This is a genomic window from Streptomyces sp. NPDC057307, from assembly GCF_042667665.1.
Classification (GTDB): Bacteria; Actinomycetota; Actinomycetes; order Streptomycetales; family Streptomycetaceae; genus Streptomyces.
Genome location: NZ_JBHUZM010000009.1, coordinates 1 through 17,862 on the forward strand (window position 1 = coordinate 1; position 17,862 = coordinate 17,862).

Annotated in this window: 16 protein-coding genes; 9 read left to right on the plus strand and 7 right to left on the minus strand. The window is 71.3% G+C overall.

Going from position 1 to position 17,862, the window contains the following annotated elements:
- The first annotated feature begins 172 nt into the window (after positions 1-172).
- Together ACFUN8_RS05600 and ACFUN8_RS05605 are read left to right on the plus strand one after the other, a co-directional pair.
- On the plus strand, positions 173-985 hold the full coding sequence (locus ACFUN8_RS05600) for an SAM-dependent methyltransferase (RefSeq protein ID WP_383631889.1): 813 nt from the start codon (positions 173-175) through the stop codon (positions 983-985).
- Entirely contained in the window at positions 985-3,309 is a 2,325-nt protein-coding gene (locus tag ACFUN8_RS05605) for a putative bifunctional diguanylate cyclase/phosphodiesterase (protein ID WP_383631892.1), read from the plus strand. Before ACFUN8_RS05600 ends, ACFUN8_RS05605 begins: the two co-directional genes overlap by 1 nt.
- 46 nt (positions 3,310-3,355) lie before the next feature.
- Here the strand turns inward: ACFUN8_RS05605 and ACFUN8_RS05610 are convergent, their stop codons facing one another.
- The gene (locus ACFUN8_RS05610; RefSeq protein WP_383631895.1) at positions 3,356-4,279 is read right to left on the minus strand and encodes a LysR family transcriptional regulator; all 924 of its coding nucleotides are present in this window, start codon (positions 4,277-4,279) and stop codon (positions 3,356-3,358) included.
- Positions 4,280-4,374: 95 nt separating this feature from the next.
- On the opposite strand from ACFUN8_RS05610, the gene ACFUN8_RS05615 reads away from it, so the two are divergent.
- From ACFUN8_RS05615 to ACFUN8_RS05625, 3 genes are read left to right on the plus strand one after another with little or no spacing between them, the layout of a single operon-like run.
- Positions 4,375-5,127 carry a succinate dehydrogenase cytochrome b subunit gene (locus tag ACFUN8_RS05615; RefSeq protein WP_382570284.1) on the plus strand — a complete coding sequence of 251 codons (753 nt, stop codon included), beginning with the start codon at positions 4,375-4,377 and terminating at the stop codon, positions 5,125-5,127.
- A gap of 1 nt (position 5,128) precedes the next feature.
- A complete protein-coding gene (locus ACFUN8_RS05620) occupies positions 5,129-7,093 on the plus strand; it encodes a fumarate reductase/succinate dehydrogenase flavoprotein subunit (protein WP_383631899.1) in 1,965 nt (654 codons plus the stop codon).
- Complete coding sequence (locus tag ACFUN8_RS05625) at positions 7,090-7,836, plus strand: succinate dehydrogenase/fumarate reductase iron-sulfur subunit (RefSeq protein ID WP_382570289.1); 747 nt, start codon at positions 7,090-7,092, stop codon at positions 7,834-7,836. The genes ACFUN8_RS05620 and ACFUN8_RS05625 overlap by 4 nt, the downstream gene beginning before the upstream one ends.
- A gap of 209 nt (positions 7,837-8,045) precedes the next feature.
- On the opposite strand, the gene ACFUN8_RS05630 is transcribed toward ACFUN8_RS05625, so the two are convergent.
- Positions 8,046-9,071, minus strand: a complete 1,026-nt coding sequence (locus tag ACFUN8_RS05630; protein ID WP_383631902.1) for an MsnO8 family LLM class oxidoreductase — start codon at positions 9,069-9,071, stop codon at positions 8,046-8,048.
- A gap of 58 nt (positions 9,072-9,129) precedes the next feature.
- Here ACFUN8_RS05630 and ACFUN8_RS05635 point away from each other — a divergent pair, with 58 nt between their 5' ends.
- The gene (locus tag ACFUN8_RS05635; RefSeq protein WP_383631905.1) at positions 9,130-9,636 is read left to right on the plus strand and encodes a hypothetical protein; all 507 of its coding nucleotides are present in this window, start codon (positions 9,130-9,132) and stop codon (positions 9,634-9,636) included.
- Positions 9,637-9,677: 41 nt separating this feature from the next.
- On the opposite strand, the gene ACFUN8_RS05640 is transcribed toward ACFUN8_RS05635, so the two are convergent.
- A complete protein-coding gene (locus ACFUN8_RS05640; RefSeq protein ID WP_383631909.1) occupies positions 9,678-9,902 on the minus strand; it encodes a dodecin in 225 nt (74 codons plus the stop codon).
- 225 nt (positions 9,903-10,127) lie between these two features.
- Between ACFUN8_RS05640 and ACFUN8_RS05645 the strand changes: the two genes are divergently transcribed.
- From ACFUN8_RS05645 to ACFUN8_RS05655, 3 genes are all read left to right on the plus strand, one after another.
- A complete protein-coding gene (locus tag ACFUN8_RS05645) occupies positions 10,128-11,369 on the plus strand; it encodes an extracellular solute-binding protein (RefSeq protein ID WP_383631912.1) in 1,242 nt (413 codons plus the stop codon).
- Positions 11,370-11,613: 244 nt separating this feature from the next.
- Positions 11,614-12,480, plus strand: coding sequence for a GNAT family N-acetyltransferase (locus ACFUN8_RS05650; RefSeq protein WP_383631915.1), 867 nt, complete (start codon positions 11,614-11,616; stop codon positions 12,478-12,480).
- Positions 12,477-13,463, plus strand: coding sequence for a lysophospholipid acyltransferase family protein (locus tag ACFUN8_RS05655; RefSeq protein ID WP_383631918.1), 987 nt, complete (start codon positions 12,477-12,479; stop codon positions 13,461-13,463). Before ACFUN8_RS05650 ends, ACFUN8_RS05655 begins: the two co-directional genes overlap by 4 nt.
- Here ACFUN8_RS05655 and egtD read toward each other — a convergent pair.
- The 4 genes from egtD to egtA form a co-directional block, all read right to left on the minus strand.
- The gene (egtD, locus tag ACFUN8_RS05660) at positions 13,358-14,320 is read right to left on the minus strand and encodes an L-histidine N(alpha)-methyltransferase (protein WP_383631921.1); all 963 of its coding nucleotides are present in this window, start codon (positions 14,318-14,320) and stop codon (positions 13,358-13,360) included. The two genes, ACFUN8_RS05655 and egtD, sit on opposite strands and share 106 nt — an antisense overlap.
- Positions 14,317-15,072, minus strand: coding sequence for an ergothioneine biosynthesis protein EgtC (egtC, locus tag ACFUN8_RS05665; protein WP_383631924.1), 756 nt, complete (start codon positions 15,070-15,072; stop codon positions 14,317-14,319). The genes egtD and egtC overlap by 4 nt, the downstream gene beginning before the upstream one ends.
- A complete protein-coding gene (gene egtB / locus ACFUN8_RS05670) occupies positions 15,072-16,394 on the minus strand; it encodes an ergothioneine biosynthesis protein EgtB (protein ID WP_383632247.1) in 1,323 nt (440 codons plus the stop codon). The genes egtC and egtB overlap by 1 nt, the downstream gene beginning before the upstream one ends.
- 95 nt (positions 16,395-16,489) lie before the next feature.
- Positions 16,490-17,764: an ergothioneine biosynthesis glutamate--cysteine ligase EgtA gene (gene egtA, locus ACFUN8_RS05675; RefSeq protein WP_383631927.1), complete on the minus strand. Its 1,275-nt coding sequence runs from the start codon at positions 17,762-17,764 to the stop codon at positions 16,490-16,492.
- Between the last annotated feature and the right edge of the window lie 98 nt (positions 17,765-17,862).

Below are 17,862 nucleotides of genomic sequence, written 5' to 3' on the forward strand. Positions count from 1 at the left end.
GTCACGCCCCGTGCGTGACGGCGGACCGCTTGTGTGCCGGCTTCGGGTGTGACCGAGAACGGACCGCTAATTTCCGTTTCAGCTCGCTCTCTTGGCGGGCGATCAGTAGCCTCGGCTCGAACACCGGCCATGTAGACGGCCGTTCCCCCGTGGCGACTTGTTGGAGATCTCGATGGAGCGTCCCGCCTGGGTACCGCAGGGCATCGACATATCGGTGCCGAGCGTTTCCCGTATTTATGACTACTATTTGGGCGGTTCGCACAATTTCGAAGTGGACAGGGAAGCGGCTCGTAAGGCAATGGAGTTCACGCCGGGCCTTCCCAAGATCATGCAGGCGAACCGGGCGTTCATGCGCCGCGCGGTGCGTTTCGCCATCGGCGAGGGCGTGACCCAGTTCCTCGACATCGGCTCCGGCATTCCGACGTTCGGCAACGTCCACGAGGTCGCCCAGGCCGCCGACCCGGACGCCAAGGTCGTGTACGTCGACCACGATCCGGTCGCCGTGGCGCACAGCAAGGCGGTCCTGGACGGCAACGACAACGCCACCATCGTGGCCGCCGACCTCCGCGCGCCCCGGCAGATCCTCGACAGCCCCGAGGCCCGGCGGCTGCTCGACCTGGACCGGCCTGTCGGTCTGCTGCTGGTCTCCGTCCTGCACTTCCTGGAGGACGAGGACAAACCCTTCGCGGCGGTGGCCGAGTTGACCGAGGCCCTTGCCCCCGGCAGTGTCATCGTCGTGTGCCACGCCGCGTACGCGGGCATCCCGCTGCCCCAGGAACAGGTCGCCGGCACGGTCGGCGTCTACAAGGACATCCGCAACCCGCTGGTCATGCGGACGCGCGAGGAGATCGCCGGGTTCTTCGACGGCTACGAGCTGGTCGACCCCGGACTGGTGCCCATGGGCCACTGGCGTCCCGAGAACCCCGGCGGCCAGGAGGACCCGTACGCCTTGTCGGGCATCGCCGGTGTGGGGCGCAAGGCGTGATGGTGCCGGCGGAGGTTCCCGACGCCCCGGCGGAACCGGACGGACTGGAGGACCGGCTCAGACGCTTCGCGACGATCTGGAGCCGTGCGATCTTCCCGGCGACGGCCACGTCACTGACCCGGTCCGAGTTCGAGCAGCATCTGCTGCCCCTGGCCCGCCGGTTGACGGACGCTCTGCACGACAAGATCTTCGACGCCGCGCCCGCGCACGGCGTCGGAGCGGCGCTGGTGGCCGCGCACTGCACGGACCCGGACGCGCTCGCCCGCTCCCTCGGAGTCGTCGACGCGTATCTGGTGCTGTACTGCGGCGCTGCGGCCGATCCGGCGGGTGACCTCGCCGCCGAGGAGCTGCGGGCGCGCTCCGCCCGGCTCCAGCACGCGTTCGCCGCCGGGTTCGCCCAGGCGCTGCGTGAACGCACCCTCGCCGAGCAGGAGGCCATCGCGCGCTCCGCGCTCGCGGCACGCGGCGCCGCCGAGGACGCGCTGCACGCCACGGAGGCCCGGTTCCGCGCGGTGTTCGAGGGCGCGGCGATCGGCATCGGCATCGCCGATCTCGACGGCCATGTGCTGGAGGTCAACGACACCCTCACCCAGATGTTCGGCGGCCTGGAGCACCACGTCCGCAGCAGGAACGTCAGCGAGTGGGTGCACCCCGACGACGCACCGCACGTGTGGGGGATGTACAGCGAGTTGATACGGGGCGAGCGGGAGAACTTCCGTACGGAGAAGGCGTTCTTCCGCAACGACGGCACGGCCCTGTGGACCAATCTGACGGTCTCGCTGCTGCGGGACGCCGACGGAGTGCCGCAGTACCAACTGGCGCTGCTGGAGGACACCACCGAGCGGCGGCTGCTCAATCTGCGGCTGCGCTACGAGGCGACCCACGACGCCCTCACCGGACTGCCCAACCGGACGCTGTTCTTCGAACGTCTGGAGAAGGCGCTCGCCCCCGCCAGGGAGACGTCGCAGGACAGCACGAAGGACGGCGCCAGGGGAAGCGGGAAGGACGGCGCGAAAGGCGGCGGGAAGGACAGCGCGAAGGGCGGCGCGAAGGACGCTGCCAAGGGCGGCGCGAAGGGAGCGGCGCCCTCGGGCCGGCCGGCCCGCTTCGGCCTCTGCTACCTCGATCTCGACGGTTTCAAGGCCATCAACGACAGCCTCGGCCACTCCGCGGGTGACCGGATGCTGGTCGAGGTCGCCGACCGGCTCCAGAGCTGCGCTACGGCGCCCGGCGAGATGGTCGCCAGGCTCGGCGGCGACGAGTTCGTGGCGCTGACCACCGGACCCGACACCCAGCGCGAGGTCGCCGACCTCGCGTCGCGGATACTCGGCGTGCTGGCCACCCCGATCAGCCTGGACGGCCGCGAGTTCACCGTCCGGGGCAGCATCGGCATCGTGGAGGGCAAGGCGGGCGAGTCCACCGCCGCCGAGGTCCTGCGCAGCGCCGACATCACCATGTACCGGGCCAAGTCGGCGGGCGGCAACCGGTTCGAGCACGCCGACGCCGAGGCCGACGCCCGCGCCATCACCCGGCACGGGCTCACCACGTCGCTGCCGACCGCCCTGGAGCGCGGCGAGTTCTTCATCGAGTACCAGCCGCTGGTGCATCTCGCCGACGGCACGGTGCACGGCGCCGAGGCGCTGGTGCGCTGGAGCCATCCGACACACGGGGTGCTCGGCCCGGACCGGTTCATCCCGCTTGCCGAGCACACCGGGCTGATCGTGCCGCTCGGGCGCTGGGTGCTGGAACAGTCCGTGACGCAGGCCCGCGCGTGGCAGGAGGAGCTGGCGGCCGGCACGTTCGCGGGTCCGCTGCGGATCAACGTGAACCTCTCGCCCGCCCAACTGCACCACCCCGGCCTCGTCGCCGACACGGTGGAGGTGCTGGAGCGGGTCGGCCTCGCGCCGGGCTCGCTCTGCCTGGAGGTCACCGAGTCGGCGCTGATCGGCGCGGACGAGGATCTGCTCAAGCCGCTGCGGCAGCTCGCCGAGATGGGCGTCGACATCGCGCTCGACGACTTCGGTACCGGCTACTCGAACCTGGCGAATCTGCGCAGGCTGCCGGTGAGCGTGCTCAAGCTGGACCGTTCCTTCACCCAGGGCATGCAGCAGCACCCGGCCGACCCGGTCGACCTCAAGATCGTCGAGGGGATCGTCTCCCTGGCGCACGGTCTGGAACTGGCCGTCACGGTCGAGGGCGTGGAGACAGGGGCGCAGGCGGAGCATCTGCGAAGGCTGGGCTGCGACACGGCGCAGGGCTGGTACTACGCGCGTCCGGGCCCGCCGGAGATGCTGCACACCCTGTCCCTGGCCGACGCGGTCTGAGGCAGTCCGGAACAGGCGGCCGGCCCGTGCCCGGCCGCCTGCCGCGCTACGCGCGTCGCGCCACTCCCGCCGCCCCCGCCGTACGGTTCCGGGCCCGGGTGCTGAACAGCACCTTCTGCAGTTCGCGCGCGGCGCGCGGGGGCGCGACGTCGCTGCGGTGGGCGAGCGCGATCGTGCGGCGCAGCCCCGGCGGCGCCAGCGGTGTCACCCGCAGATCGCGCCCCGCCTGCTCCGCGACCATGCTCGGCACCACCGCCACCCCGAGACCGGCCCGTACGAAGCCGAGTACGGCGTCCATCTCGCCGCCCTCGACCGTGAACGTCGGCTCGAACCCCTCGGCCCGGCAGGCGGCGACGGTCAGCTCCCGCAGGTCGTAACCGTGCCGGAACATGACCAGCTGTTCGTGCCGGAGGTCGGAGATCCGCACCGGCCTGCGCGGTCCCGGCGTCGCCGCCGACGAGACCACCACCAGGTCCTCGTGCAGCAGCTCGACCGTCGTCAGGGCCGGCGAGGGCGTCGGCAGCGGCAGTACCACCAGGGCGAAGTCGAGCGCGCCACGCGCCAGTTCGCGTACGAGATCGTGCGAGCCGCTCTCCTCGATCAGCAGCTCGATGCCCGGATGCTGATCGTGGAAGGCGCGCAGGACCTCCGGGAGCAGCCCCGTGCAGAGGCTGGGCGGCGCGCCCAGCCGGACCCGGCCACGCCGCAGCTGCACCAGCTCCTGCACCTCGTGGCGCGCGGTCTCCGCGTCGGCGAGGATCCGCCGGGCCGTCGGCAGCAGGGCCTCGCCCGCGTCGGTGAGCGCGACATTGCCCCGGGCCCGGCCGAACAGCTCGGCGCCCAGCTCGTTCTCCAGGGCCCGGATCTGCTGCGAGAGCGAGGGCTGCGAGACATGCACCCGCTCGGCGGCCCGGGTGAAGTGCAGGGTCTCCGCGACGGCGACGAAATAGACGAGCTGCTGGAACTGCATGCGCCCATGATAGGCACCACGATAGGCAGAGCCTATGGACATGAGCCGAACCATGTCTTGGACCTCTCGGTGTTGCCCGGCTTAGCGTGCGTGTCATGGCTCTGGCAACGCGTACGGACAAACGGGCGGACCGGAAGGCCGGTGAACCGGGCGGCGGGCGCCCCGGCAAGCGGCCCTCCGTGCTCGGCACCCTCTGGGGCTCCACGGTCGGCAAGAAGGCCGTCATGGCCGTCAGCGGCCTGATCCTCCTCGGCTATCTCGCCGCGCATCTGCTGGGCAACCTCAAGATCTTCTTCGGCCCCGGCGAGTTCAACGAGTACGGACACTGGCTGCGCACCATGGGCGCCCCCGTCCTGCACTCCGAGTGGGCCCTGTGGATCGTGCGCGTCGTACTGCTCGCCGCCGTCGTCCTGCACGGCGTCTGCGCGTACCAGCTCAGCCGCCGAGACATCGCCGCCCGCCCCACCGCCTACGTACACAAGCGCCGCCGCGCCAGCTACGCCACCCGCACCATGCGCTGGGGCGGGATCATCCTGGTGCTGTTCATCATCTGGCACCTGCTCGACCTCACGACGCTCACCGTCAACGAGAACGCCCAGCCGGGTCACCCGTACGAGAATGTCGTCGCCACGTTCTCCACCTGGTACGGCAACGTCATCTACATCACCGCGATGCTCGCCCTCGGACTGCACGTCCGGCACGGCTTCTGGAGCGCCGCACAGACCCTCGGCATGGGCAGCGCCACCCGTGACCGGGTTCTGAAGATCATGGCCAACGGCCTCGCCCTGGTGCTGACCGCCGGCTTCATCTCCCTGCCCGTAGGCGTCATGACCGGAGTGGTGAGCTGACATGGACGACCTCCTCCCGCCCACGTACACCGACTACACGACCGGCGACCCCCTCGCCGACACCAAGGCCCCGGCCGGGCCCGTCGCCGACCGCTGGGACACCCGCCGCTTCGAGGCCAAGCTGGTCAACCCGGCCAACCGCCGCAAGCACACCGTCATCGTCGTCGGCACCGGACTCGCGGGCGGCGCCGCCGGCGCCACGCTCGCCGAACAGGGCTACCACGTCGTCCAGTTCTGCTACCAGGACTCACCGCGCCGCGCCCACTCCATCGCCGCCCAGGGCGGCATCAACGCCGCGAAGAACTACCGCAACGACGGCGACTCCATCCACCGTCTCTTCTACGACACCGTCAAGGGCGGCGACTTCAGGGCCCGCGAGTCCAACGTCCACCGGCTCGCCCAGATCTCCGTCGAGATCATCGACCAGTGCGTCGCCCAGGGCGTGCCCTTCGCCCGCGAGTACGGCGGCCTCCTCGACACCCGCTCCTTCGGCGGCGTCCAGGTCTCCCGCACCTTCTACGCGCGCGGCCAGACCGGCCAGCAACTGCTCCTCGGCGCCTACCAGGCGCTGTCCCGGCAGATCGCGGCCGGCACCGTCGAGATGCACCCGCGCACCGAGATGCTCGACCTGATCGTCGTCGACGGCCGGGCGCGCGGCATCGTCGCCCGCGACCTGATCTCCGGCAAGGTCTCCACGTACTTCGCCGACGCCGTCGTCCTCGCGTCCGGCGGCTACGGCAACGTGTTCTACCTCTCCACCAACGCCAAGAACAGCAACGCCACCGCCGTCTGGCGCGCCCACCGGCGCGGCGCGCACTTCGCCAACCCCTGCTTCACCCAGATCCACCCCACCTGCATCCCGCGCTCGGGCGACCACCAGTCCAAGCTCACGCTGATGAGCGAGTCGCTGCGCAACGACGGCCGCATCTGGGTCCCGAAGGCACACGGCGACACCCGCCCGCCCGCCGAGATCCCCGAGGACGAGCGCGACTACTACCTGGAGCGGATCTACCCCTCCTTCGGCAACCTCGTGCCGCGCGACATCGCCTCGCGCGCCGCGAAGAACGTCTGCGACGAGGGCCGCGGCGTCGGCCCCGGCGGCCAGGGCGTCTACCTCGACTTCGCCGACGCGATCCGCCGGCTCGGCCGGGGGGCGGTCGAGGAGAAGTACGGCAACCTCTTCGAGATGTACGAGCGCATCACCGCCGAGGACCCGTACCAGGTGCCGATGCGCATCTACCCGGCGATCCACTACACGATGGGCGGACTCTGGGTCGACTACGACCTCCAGACGACCGTGCCCGGACTGTTCGCGATCGGCGAGGCCAACTTCTCCGACCACGGCGCCAACCGGCTCGGCGCGTCCGCCCTCATGCAGGGCCTCGCCGACGGCTACTTCGTACTGCCCTCCACCATCAACGACTACCTCGCCCGCAACCCGCACCAGGACACGGTCGACGACAGCCACCCGGCGGTCGCCGAGGCCGTCGCCGACACCGAGGACCGGCTGCGGCTGCTCCTCGCCGTCGACGGCGACCGCACCCCCGACTCCTTCCACCGGGAGATCGGTGAACTCCTCTGGGAGCACTGCGGCATGGCCCGCAGCGAGATCGGACTGCGCAAGGCGCTGAGCCGGATCCCGGAGATCCGCGAGGAGTTCTGGCGCCGGATCAAGGTGCCGGGCACCGGCGAGGAGTTCAACCAGTCGCTGGAGAAGGCCAATCGCATCGTCGACTACCTGGAACTGGCCGAGCTGATGTGCCTCGACGCACTGCACCGCGCCGAGTCCTGCGGCGGCCACTTCCGCGAGGAGTCCCAGACCGACGGCGGCGAGGCGGAACGGCGCGACGACGCCTTCTCTTACGCGGCCGCCTGGGAGTTCGCCGGCACCGGCGAGGCGCCCGTCCTGCACAAGGAAGACCTCGTCTTCGAGTACGTCCACCCCACCCAGCGGAGCTACGCATGAGGCTCACCCTGCGCGTCTGGCGGCAGAGCGCCGCCGACGCCACCGGCGCCATGGTCACGTACGACATCGACGGCATCTCCGAGGACATGTCGTTCCTGGAGATGCTGGACTCGCTCAACGAGCAGCTGATCCTCGAAGGCGACGACCCGGTCGCCTTCGACCACGATTGCCGCGAAGGCATCTGCGGCGCCTGCGGCGTCGTCATCAACGGCGACGCCCACGGCCCCGAACGCACCACCACCTGCCAGCTCCACATGCGGCACTTCACCGACGGCGACACGATCGACGTCGAGCCGTGGCGGGCGGGCGCGTTCCCCGTCGTCAAGGACCTGGTCGTGGACCGGTCGGCCTTCGACCGGATCATCGGCTCCGGCGGCTACATCAGCGCCCCCACCGGCTCCGCCCCCGAGGCCCACGCCACGCCCGTACCGAAGGCGGACGCCGACTTCGCGTTCGAGCACGCCGAGTGCATCGGCTGCGGCGCGTGCGTGGCCGCGTGCCCCAACGGCTCGGCGATGCTCTTCACCTCGGCCAAGGTCAACCACCTCAACGTCCTCCCGCAGGGCGCGCCCGAGCGGGAGACCCGCGTCCTGGACATGGTCGCCACGATGGACGACGAGGGCTTCGGCGGCTGCACCCTGGCCGGCGAGTGCGCGACGGCCTGCCCCAAGGGCATCCCGCTCCCGTCGATCACGGCGATGAACAAGGAGTGGCTACGGGCGACGCGCAAGGTGGCGCGCTAGGACCTGTCTTCAAAGTAGCGCCGTCCGCCCGTAGGGCGGGGCCTGTGGCGTCTGGTGCGGTGCATCGCAAGGCGGAGGATGGGCCTCGTACTGGGCGTACTTGGTCGACTCCGACAACGCAGGGGGCACCTCCCGTGGCCCCCTAGGGCCTACGGGGGAGAGGTGCCGTGCCAGGCGTCGCAGGCCAGGCGGGACTTTGAAGACAGGGCCTAGGTCCGGTCCGGTACAGGGGTCAGCCCCGCGACCCTTGCCAGGCGGGTGAACGAGTCCAGGAGGGCGTCGCGGTCGTACGTGCTCGTCGTTACCAGTACCTCGTCGGCGTCGGTCTCCTTGATCACCGACTCCAGGGCGTCGGCGACCTGGTCCTCGGTGCCCTGGACATGGCCGCGCAGTCCCGACTCGTAGAACTCCCGTTCCTTCGCGGTCATCGCCAGTGTCTCGATCCGGTCGGCGGGCGCGAGCGGCGGGAAGACGCCTCGGGTACGGGAGTGGGCCATCGACCAGGCTTCGGGTATCAGCAGCCGGCGGGCGTCCTCCTCGGTCGCGGCGACCGCGACCGTCCCCGCGATGATCACCCGCGGGCGGTCCGACCAGGCGGACGGGCGGAAGCTGTCGCGGTAGCGCTCCACGGCCCGCAGCATGCGGTCACGGCCGCGCAGGTCGCCGACGACCATGGGCAGACCGGCCGCCGCGGCGATCTCGGCACCCTCGCCCATGGCCAGGACGTACGGCTCCGGCCGCAGGCCCTCGGCGGGCAGGGCGTGGACCTGTGGGTAGAGGCTCTGGTCGCCGGTGAACCAGCCGAGCAGTTCCCCGATGCGTTCGGCGAAGTCCTCGGTGTCGTGCTTGTCCTTGCCGAGCGCCCGCCGTATCCCGTCCGTGAAACCCACGGAGCGCCCCAGACCCATGTCGATCCGGCCGGGGAACAGCGATTCCAGCACCCCGAACTGCTCCGCCACGACGAGCGGCCGGTGGTTGGGGAGCATCACTCCTCCCGTACCGACGCGGATCGTGGACGTCGCCGCGGCCACGGCCGCCGCCAGGACCGTGGGCGCCGAGCCCGCGACACCGGGCACGCTGTGGTGCTCCGAGACCCAGAACCGGTGGTAGCCGAGCGCCTCCAGCCGTCGCGCGAAGCGCACGCTGTCGCGCAGTGCCTCGGCGGCGTCCTGGCCCTCACGGGTACGGGAGCGGTCGAGTACGGAGAATCGGGTGTTCGCGATCGTGGACGTCACCTCTCGTTCAACAGCGGCACGGCGCGAGGATTCCCCGGACCCTCTCTAGGCTGGCCGTGTGACGGACAACAGGCGTGCGACGGACAACAGCAGACCACTGGCCGTATTCGATCTGGACGGGACGCTCGCCGAGACCGCGCACCGTCAGCACTTCCTGGAGCGCAGGCCGAAGGACTGGGCCGGCTTCTTCGCGGCGGCGGGCGACGACACTCCGCTGGCCGAAGGGGTCGCGCTGGCGTCGAAGAGCGCCGAGGAGTGCGAGGTCGTCTATCTCACCGGCCGTCCCGAGCGCTGCCGTAAGGACACCCTTGCGTGGCTGGCGGCGAACGGCCTCCCCGACGGACGGGTGTTCATGCGCCGCAACGACGACAGACGGCCCGCCCGTACGACGAAGGTGGAGCGGCTCGGCAAGCTGGCCGCGGGCCGGGAGATCCGCATGCTCGTGGACGACGACGAGTTGGTGTGCGACGCGGTCGAGCGCGCGGGCTTCCGTGTCGTACGCGCTCGCTGGGCGAGCACCTCGCAGGCGCTGAAGGACGGGCAGGAGCGCGAGGGGCGCACCTGACGGCGGCCTCTCGCGGGTCCGGACGGCCTGGTGGGCCGGGGTCAGCCCGCCGTGTCGCCGTCCTCCAGGCGGAAACCGACCTTGAGCCCGACCTGGTAGTGCTCGACCTGACCGTCGACGATATGGCCGCGGACCTGCGTCACCTCAAACCAGTCCAGCCCCCGGAGGGTCTGGGACGCCCGGCCGATGCCGTTGCGGATGGCCTCGTCGACGCCGACCTCTGAGGTGCCGTAGATCTCGGTGACCCGGTAGGTGTGGTTGCTCATGGGGGGCGTTCTCCTCTTCGCGCGGTCGCGGTGTCACTCCACCGTGCCCCACCGCGCGGCGCCGCGCGCGACAGGAGAAGGGCACGACGGAGGCCCCGTGAGGGGCCTCGGGGCTTGACCGGTTCGTTGGTCCATACCAAAATCGCGCGAATACCCGTGCGAGCGCTCCGTGCTTCCCCCACGTCGGGTTCACTCTTTCGTGCCGCACGCCAGAAGGTGACCTACGTGAGAAACCGCTTCCTTGCCAGCTCCGCCGTATTCGCGTCCTCCCTCGCGCTCGTGGGATGCGGAATGCTCCCAGGCGGGGACGACAAGGTCATCACCATCTGGCTCATGAAGGACAGCGTCTCCAACGGGTATCTGGAACGGTTCACCGAGGCGTACGAGAAGGAGAACCCCTCGGTCCGGCTGGAGGTCGAGATCCAGGAGTGGACCGGGATCGGCAAGAAGGTGATGGCCGCGCTGGAGGCCGACGACTCGCCGGACATCATCGAGGTCGGCAACACTCAGGTCGCGCAGTACGCGGAGAGCGACGGCCTGCGGGACCTCACCCTGGAATCCGTACGGGACCTGGGAAGTGAGGACTGGCTGCCCGGTCTCGCCGAGCCCGGCAGCATCAACGGCTCGCAGTTCGGCATCCCTTGGTACGCCGCCAACCGCGTCGTCATCTACAACAAGGACCTCTTCGCCGAGGCGGGCATCGACGAACTGCCCAAGACCCGCGCCGAATGGCTGGACATCACCGCCCAACTCGACCAGGGATCCCAGCAGGGCATCTATCTGGCCGGTCAGGACTGGTACACCCTCTCCGGCTTCATCTGGGACGAGGGCGGCGAGCTGGCCGTCGAGGCGGGGGGTGAGTGGGAGGGGCGGCTCGACACCCCCGAGGCGATCAAGGGCATGAAGTTCTACAAGGAGTTGCAGGCGCTCGGCGACGGGCCCAAGGACTCCGACGAGGTCAAGCCCGAGCAGGAGGGCGAGTTCGCCAAGGGCGACATCGCGCAGATCATCGACACCCCCAACTCCGCCGTCCAGATCGAGGAGAAGAACCCCGACCTCAAGGGCAAGCTCGGCTTCTTCCCGCTCCCCGGCAAGACCGCCGGGGCGCCCGGCGCCGTCTTCACCGGCGGCTCCGACCTTATTGTCCCCAAGAACTCCTCGCACCGGTCGGCGGCGGTCGAGGTGGTCAAGGCGCTGGCCGGCGAGAAGTGGCAGACGGAGCTGGCCAAGACCATGAGCTACGTGCCGAACAAGACGACGCTCGCGGACGTCATCGAGGGCCAGGAAGCCACGGCCGCGATGGCGGCGGGCGCCGCGCAGGGGCGGGCGACGCCCAACTCGCCGAAGTGGGCCAACGTCGAGCTGGACAACCCGATCAAGCCGTACATGACGGCGGTCCTCCAGGGTGAGGACCCGAAGACCGCGGCCGAGGCGGCCGTCGCGAAGATCACGGCGGCCCTGCGGTAGGTTTCCGGCCGGGTCCTGAGCCTGAGCCGGGTTCTGAGCCGGGTCCGGGTCCGGGGCCTCGTTCGCGAACGGGTTCTTTACCAACGCGTTACCAGTCGGTTCCGGCCATTCAGCCGTCTCACATCCCCGCTCCGCCGGGCTGTCATGTCGAATCCAGCCGGTCACGGAAGAAACAAGGTGCCGGGTCGCCGCGCCAGCGGCGTCCCACCACCGCTCGTTCTTCCGTCCGGCACAGGAGACCGCTATGTCCGCCTCGCCCGCCGTGATCCCCGCCACCCTCCCCGCCCCCGCTGTCCTCCCCGCGCAGCTCCCCCACCTCACCGCCGCCCCCGTCCCCGCAGTCGCCCCCATCCCCGCCCCCGCCGTCGTCCCCGCCCCCGACCAGCGCTATCTCGTCTCCCTCGCCCGTGACCAGGAGGACGTACGCGCCGCCCAGCGCCTGCGCCACATGGTCTTCGCCGGCGAGATGGGCGCCCTGGTCGACGGGCCCGAGCCCGGCCTCGACGGCGACGCCTTCGACGCCTACTGCGACCACCTGCTGGTACGCGAGGCCGAGACCGGCGAGGTCGTGGGGACGTACCGACTGCTGCCGCCCGACCGCGCCCGCGCCGCCGGACGGCTGTACTCCGAGAGCGAGTTCGACCTCCAGAGGCTCGACCACATACGCGACGACCTCGTGGAGGTCGGCCGCTCCTGCGTCCACCCCCTGCACCGCAACGGCGCCGTCATCGCCCTGATCTGGGCCGGACTCGCCCGCTACATGACCCGCACCGGACACAACTGGATGGCGGGCTGCTGCTCCCTCCCGCTGAGCGACGGCGGCGCCCTCGCCTCGGCGACCTGGCACACCGTCAAGGACCGGAATCTCGCGCCGGAGGAGTACTGGGTCACCCCGCACCGCCTCTGGACCCCGGGCAGCGCCACCGTGCCCGCCGCACGCGCCGAACTCCCCGCGCTGCTCCGCGGCTATCTGCGGCTCGGCGCCTGGGTCTGCGGCGCGCCCGCGCACGACCCGGAGTTCGGGGTCGCCGACCTGTACGTCCTGCTCTCGCTGCGCCGCACCAACCCGCGCTACCTGCGGCACTTCCTCTCACTCGCCCCGGCGCGATGAGCGCCTGGCTGCCCACGGCGCCCTGCACCCCGCAGTTCTGCGTTCCCCGGTCCCAGGACCTGCGCCGGGGCACGGTCGCCGCGGGCGTACGGCTGCTGGCCGGTCTCTGCGCCGTCGTCCTCGGGATCCTGCTTCTCCCGTTGGCCGCCCTGTTCGAGGCCGGCCTGCGGGACCGGCTCACCAGAGGCTGGACGCGTACGGTGATCCGGTTCTTCGGCGTGCGCGTCCAGGTCGAGGGCGCCGCACCGCCCCCGGCGCCCGACCCGACACACGTACCGACACACGTACCGACACACGTACCGACACACGCACCGACACACGCACCGACGCACGCGGGGACGTCCGCACCGCCGCCCGAAGCGCACGGCGGGGTGCTCGTCGTCGCCAACCACATCTCCTGGCTGGACATCCCGCTCGTCGCGACCCTGTTCCCCGGCCGGTTGCTGGCCAAGAGCGACATCCGTCGCTGGCCCGTCATCGGCACGGTCGCGGAACTCGGCGGCACGCTCTTCGTGGAGCGCGACCGGCTCCGCGCGCTGCCGGGCACGGTGCGGGACATCCGGGACGCCCTGCGCGCCGGATCCCGTGTGATCGTCTTCCCCGAGGGCAGTACCTGGTGCGGCCGGGACCAGGGGCGGTTCACCGCCGCCGTGTTCCAGGCCGCGCTCGACGCGGGGGTGGCCGTCCGTCCGGTACGGATCGGCTACCGCCCGCTGGGTCCCGCCGCCTTCGTCGGGGACGACCCGCTCGCCGTCTCCCTGTGGCGGACCGTGCTGGCCCGCGGGCTCACGGCGGAGATCGCGGTACTGCCCCTGATCCCCGCCGGGAGCCACCCGGACCGCCGCTCACTGGCCCGCGCTGCGCAGCGGGCCGTAGCTCACACCGCCGTCGCCAGGGACAGCGCGAACCGCCCGGCCTCGTCCGTCCACCAGTGCGCCAACTCCATCCCCGCTCCCGCCAGTTCGGAGCGCACACTGTCCTGAGTGAACTTCGCGGACACTTCCGTACGCATCTCCTCACCCGCCTCGAAACTGACCACCAGATCCAGCTCGGGGATCTTCACGGCCAGCGCCCGGCGCGCCCTGAGCCGCATCTCGATCCACCGCTGTTCGCTGTCCCAGCGCGCCACATGGTCGAAGTCCGCCGGGTCGAAGTCGGCGCCCAGCTCACGGTCGACGACGGCCAGCACGTTCTTGTTGAAGGCGGCCGTCACACCTGACGCGTCGTCATAGGCCTTGACCAGTACGGACTCGTCCTTCACCAGGTCCGTTCCGAGGAGCAGCGCGTCGCCGGGCACGAGCATCGCGCGCACCGACGCCAGGAAGTCGGCGCGCTCGTCGGGAAGCAGATTGCCGATCGTGCCGCCGAGGAACGCGACCAGCCGCGGCCCCGGAGTGTCCGGCAGCGCCAGCTCCTTGGTGAAGTCGGCGATGAGCGCGTGCACCTGGAGGTCGGGACGCTCGGCGAGCAGTGCGTCGGCGGCGCCGGTGAGCGCGCTCTCGCTCACGTCGACCGGTACGTAACTGCGCAGCAGCGGCAGCTCGTCGAGCAGATGCCGGGTCTTGTCCGAGGACCCCGAGCCCAGTTCGACCAGTGTGCGGGCCCCCGTCGCCGCCGCGATCTCGGGCGCGCGGGTGAGCAGGATCTCCCGCTCGGCGCGCGTCGGGTAGTACTCGTCGAGTGTGGTGATCTCCTCGAACAGCTCACTGCCCCTGGCGTCGTAGAACCACTTGGGCGGCAGGGACTTGGGGCTTCGGGTCAGCCCGTGCAGCACATCGGCGCGCAGCGCGGCGTCGGTGGCGTCCTCGGGCAGGGTGCGGGTTAGCTTGTACGGGCTCACGCGGGGGGCTCCTTGAGGGGAGTGAGCAGGACGTCGGTGCGGGTCGCCGCCAGCAGGGTGTGGTCGGGGACCTCGTGCCAGCGCGGATCGTCGTCGTACGGCTCCGAGGCGACCGCGGTGCCGCGGCCGGGCTCGGTGAGATACCAGAGCGTGTCGCCCCAGGCGGTCGCCGTGACCGTCTCGCCGTCCGTGAGCAGCAGGTTCAGCCGGGACTCGGGCGCCGCCTCGGCCACCTCCAGGACCGTGTCGGCGAGGGCCTGGCCCATGCCGTCGCCGTCCCGCAGCCGGTGCAGCACCAGCGCCCACACGAGCGCCGAGTCGGTCCGGGCGTCCAGCGACAGCAGTTCGGCGGCGGACAGGGCGCCGGCCAGCGGCGCCAGGCTCGACGGCCAGCCCCGCACGGCGCCGTTGTGGCTGAACAGCCAGGGCCCCGAGGCGAACGGCGCCGCCGCCGCCTCGCCGTCCGAGCCCGACTCGGTGGCGTCCCGCACGGCCGCGAGCACCGCGCCGCTCCTGACCGCCCTGGCCAGGTCGACGACGCTCTGATCACCCCAGATGGGCCCCGTGCGGCGGTAGCGCGCGGGCAGCGGATCGCCGTCCGCGTACCAACCGACGCCGAAACCATCGGCGTTGACCGTCCCGTGCCGCTGCCTGCGCGGCTCCCAGGACTGCCGGTACAGCGCGTACTCGGGGCTGATCAGCACCTCGCGCAGCGCCACGGGCGCCCCCACGTAAGCGATATGACGGCACATCAGATGCTCCCGGCCGAACGGGCGGTGCGGAATCCGGCGAAGATCTGCCGGCGCACCGGCAGGTCCCAGTTGCGGAAGGTGCCCCGGCACGCCACCTGGTCCACGGCGAACGAGCCGCCGCGCAGCACCTTGTGCGCGTCACCGAAGAACACCTCGGAGTACTCCCGGTAGGGGAAGGCGACGAAGCCGGGATAGGGCAGGAAGTCGCTCGACGTCCACTCCCACACGTCGCCGATCAACTGCCGTACGCCCAGGGGCGAGGCGCCCAGCGGATAGCTGCCCGCGGGCGCCGGCCGCAAGTGGCGCTGGCCGAGGTTGGCGTGCTCGGGGGTCGGGTCCTCGTCACCCCAGGGATGGCGCCGTGAGCGGCCGGTGGCCGGGTCGTGCCGGGCGGCCTTCTCCCACTCCTCCTCGGTCGGCAGCCTCCGCCCGGCCCAGCGGGCGTACGCGTCCGCCTCGTACCAGCTGACGTGCAGCACCGGCTCGTCGGCGGGCACGGGCTCGACCGCACCGAAGCGGCGGCGCATCCACTGTCCGGCCTCCCGCCGCCAGAACAGCGGCGCGGCGATGGAGTGTTCACGGATCTGGTCCCAGCCGGCCGGGGCCCACCAGCGCTCGTCGGTGTAGCCGCCGTCCTCGATGAAGCGCAGATAGTCGCCGTTGGTCACCGGCACCGTGTCCAGGTAGAACGCGGGCACGAGCCGGTGGTGCGCCGGCTTCTCGTTGTCCAGCGCCCACGGCTCGGCCGAGGTGCCCATGGTGAACTGCCCCGCCGGGACCAGGACTTCACTCGGCAGGTCCGCCGCGTCCACGGGATCGGGGCCCGGCGGCTCCGGCGCGGTGAGCGCGGCCGGGCCGCGCCGCAGCTGATGGGTGATCAGCATCGTCTCGTCGTGCTGCTGTTCGTGCTGCGCGATCATCCCGAAGGCGAAGCCGGCGTCCAGCAGCGGACCGCCCCGCAGGGGACTGCTGTCGAGGATGTCCAGGACCCGGCCCCGGATGTCGGAGGCGTACGCGCGGGCCTCGGCGGGGGCGAGCAGCGGGAGTGTGGGACGCAGCGCCCGGGGATGCTCGAAGGCGTCGTACACGGAGTCGATCTCCGGCCTGACGGCCTCCCGGCCGCCGACCGTACGGAGCAGCCACTGCTCCTCCTGATTGCCGATGTGGGCCAGGTCCCAGACCAGCGGTGACATCAACGGCGAGTGCTGCGCGGTCAGTTCGGGCTCGTCCACGCAGGAGGTGAGCAGCGCGGTGCGTTCGCGGGCGGTGGTCAGCGCGTCGGCGGCCCGGCGCCGCAGCGCCTCCACGGATATCCCGTCCATGGTCTCGCCCGTGGTGCGGTTCGTGCTCCGGCCCGTGGTCTCGTTCGAGGCCCCGTCCGCCGTCTCGGTCTCGGCCGGTGTCCCGGCGTTCTCGGTCATGTGCGGAGTTCCTTCCCGGTCGCGGGGACGTCCATATCGTCGGCGGGGCAGCGGCCCGGCACGACGTACCGCTCGTTGAAGGCCGCGACGGCCTCCCGCACGGCCTCGGTGGCACCCGTGCGGGGCAGGGCCTCCTGCGCGACGGCGAAGCACTCCACCGCCGCCGCGTGCAGCTCGGGGTCGGCGAGCCCGTCGCGCGCCGCCGTGATCCAGAGCGGATTGCCCGGGGCCGGCAGCCCGCCCGCCGTCTCGGCGAGCGTCTTGACCGTCCGGTACACGGTCTCGGCGGCCTCGGGGTCGTCGAACAGCGCGGTGGTCACCGCCAGCGGCACCATCCAGCCGTCGTTCCCCGGCTGCGCGTCGATCATCCGCAGCTCCAGATGACCGCGCGGGCGGACCGGCGGGAACAGGGTGGTGATGTGGTAGTCGAGATCGGCGCGCGCCGGCGGGCGCGGCAGCCCCGACCGGATCCACTCGCGGAAGGAGAGCGCGTCGGGCACCTCCCAGGGACCGTCCGCCGTCCGGACGCACATCACCGGCGCGTCCAGCACGTACGCCGCCCACGCGGCACGCGGCTCCCGCCGCATGTCGGGCGCCTTGGTGCGCGCCGGATCCAGGTCCGTCCACAGCGCCTGCCGGGTGGAGCGCCAGCCGGTGGTACGGCGCGCCTGGACGGGTGAGTTGGCGAACGCGGCCACCAGCACCGCGCCCAGCAGATGGGCCAGCTGCCACCGTCTGCCGTACCCGAGCGGGCCCGGCTCCTCGTGGCCCGCGTCGAGGCACACCTGGACGGAGGCGGACGCACGCATCATGGCGCGGCCCGAGGGGCCGATCCGGTCGAGGTAGGTCTCCATCGCGTCGTACCGCGGCTCCTGGAGGAGCCTGGCCGGTGAGTGCCACGGATCCTGTCCGAGGCCGGTGAGCGTGAGACCGGCCGTTCGCAGTTCGCGGCGTACGGCGGCGAGGTCCGCGGCTGTGGAGTCGACGCACTCCATCAGGGAGGCGGCGGGCGCCGAGCTGAGCTCCAGCTGGCCACCCGGTTCGAACGTCAGTGCCGATCGCAGGGGCAGGTCCCTCAGGCCGCCGAAGGCCTTGTCGAGACGCCCGGTCCGAACGGGCAGTTCGGGGTCGTACAGATCGTGCACGAGCCATTCCAGTTCAACACCGACGATGCGGGGCGGCCCTGTCTTGAAACATATGCCGCGCAGCAGCGCCTCGGCGTCGTCCTCGTTGAGAGACGGGCCCTCAGCTGCGAATTCGTCCGACGGCATGGCCGGATCCTCCTGTCGAAGACCGTGACCGGACCCCGTCCCGGGGTTCGGGGCGGGGCGCTTTGTCCAACCTAAGGCCACTCCCGCCGCTTCGCACA

Excerpts from the sequence above, each read along its gene's own strand:
- ACFUN8_RS05650 (WP_383631915.1), top strand. The coding sequence starts at position 11,614 with ATGTCCGCCTCGCCCGCCGTGATCCCCGCCACCCTCCCCGCCCCCGCT.
- ACFUN8_RS05655 (WP_383631918.1), top strand. The coding sequence starts at position 12,477 with ATGAGCGCCTGGCTGCCCACGGCGCCCTGCACCCCGCAGTTCTGCGTT.
- egtC (WP_383631924.1), bottom strand. The coding sequence starts at position 15,072 with ATGTGCCGTCATATCGCTTACGTGGGGGCGCCCGTGGCGCTGCGCGAG.
- ACFUN8_RS05640 (WP_383631909.1), bottom strand. The coding sequence starts at position 9,902 with ATGAGCAACCACACCTACCGGGTCACCGAGATCTACGGCACCTCAGAG.
- egtA (WP_383631927.1), bottom strand. The coding sequence starts at position 17,764 with ATGCCGTCGGACGAATTCGCAGCTGAGGGCCCGTCTCTCAACGAGGAC.
- ACFUN8_RS05620 (WP_383631899.1), top strand. The coding sequence starts at position 5,129 with ATGGACGACCTCCTCCCGCCCACGTACACCGACTACACGACCGGCGAC.
- ACFUN8_RS05615 (WP_382570284.1), top strand. The coding sequence starts at position 4,375 with ATGGCTCTGGCAACGCGTACGGACAAACGGGCGGACCGGAAGGCCGGT.
- ACFUN8_RS05600 (WP_383631889.1), top strand. The coding sequence starts at position 173 with ATGGAGCGTCCCGCCTGGGTACCGCAGGGCATCGACATATCGGTGCCG.
- ACFUN8_RS05605 (WP_383631892.1), top strand. The coding sequence starts at position 985 with ATGGTGCCGGCGGAGGTTCCCGACGCCCCGGCGGAACCGGACGGACTG.
- ACFUN8_RS05625 (WP_382570289.1), top strand. The coding sequence starts at position 7,090 with ATGAGGCTCACCCTGCGCGTCTGGCGGCAGAGCGCCGCCGACGCCACC.
- egtB (WP_383632247.1), bottom strand. The coding sequence starts at position 16,394 with ATGGACGGGATATCCGTGGAGGCGCTGCGGCGCCGGGCCGCCGACGCG.
- ACFUN8_RS05610 (WP_383631895.1), bottom strand. The coding sequence starts at position 4,279 with ATGCAGTTCCAGCAGCTCGTCTATTTCGTCGCCGTCGCGGAGACCCTG.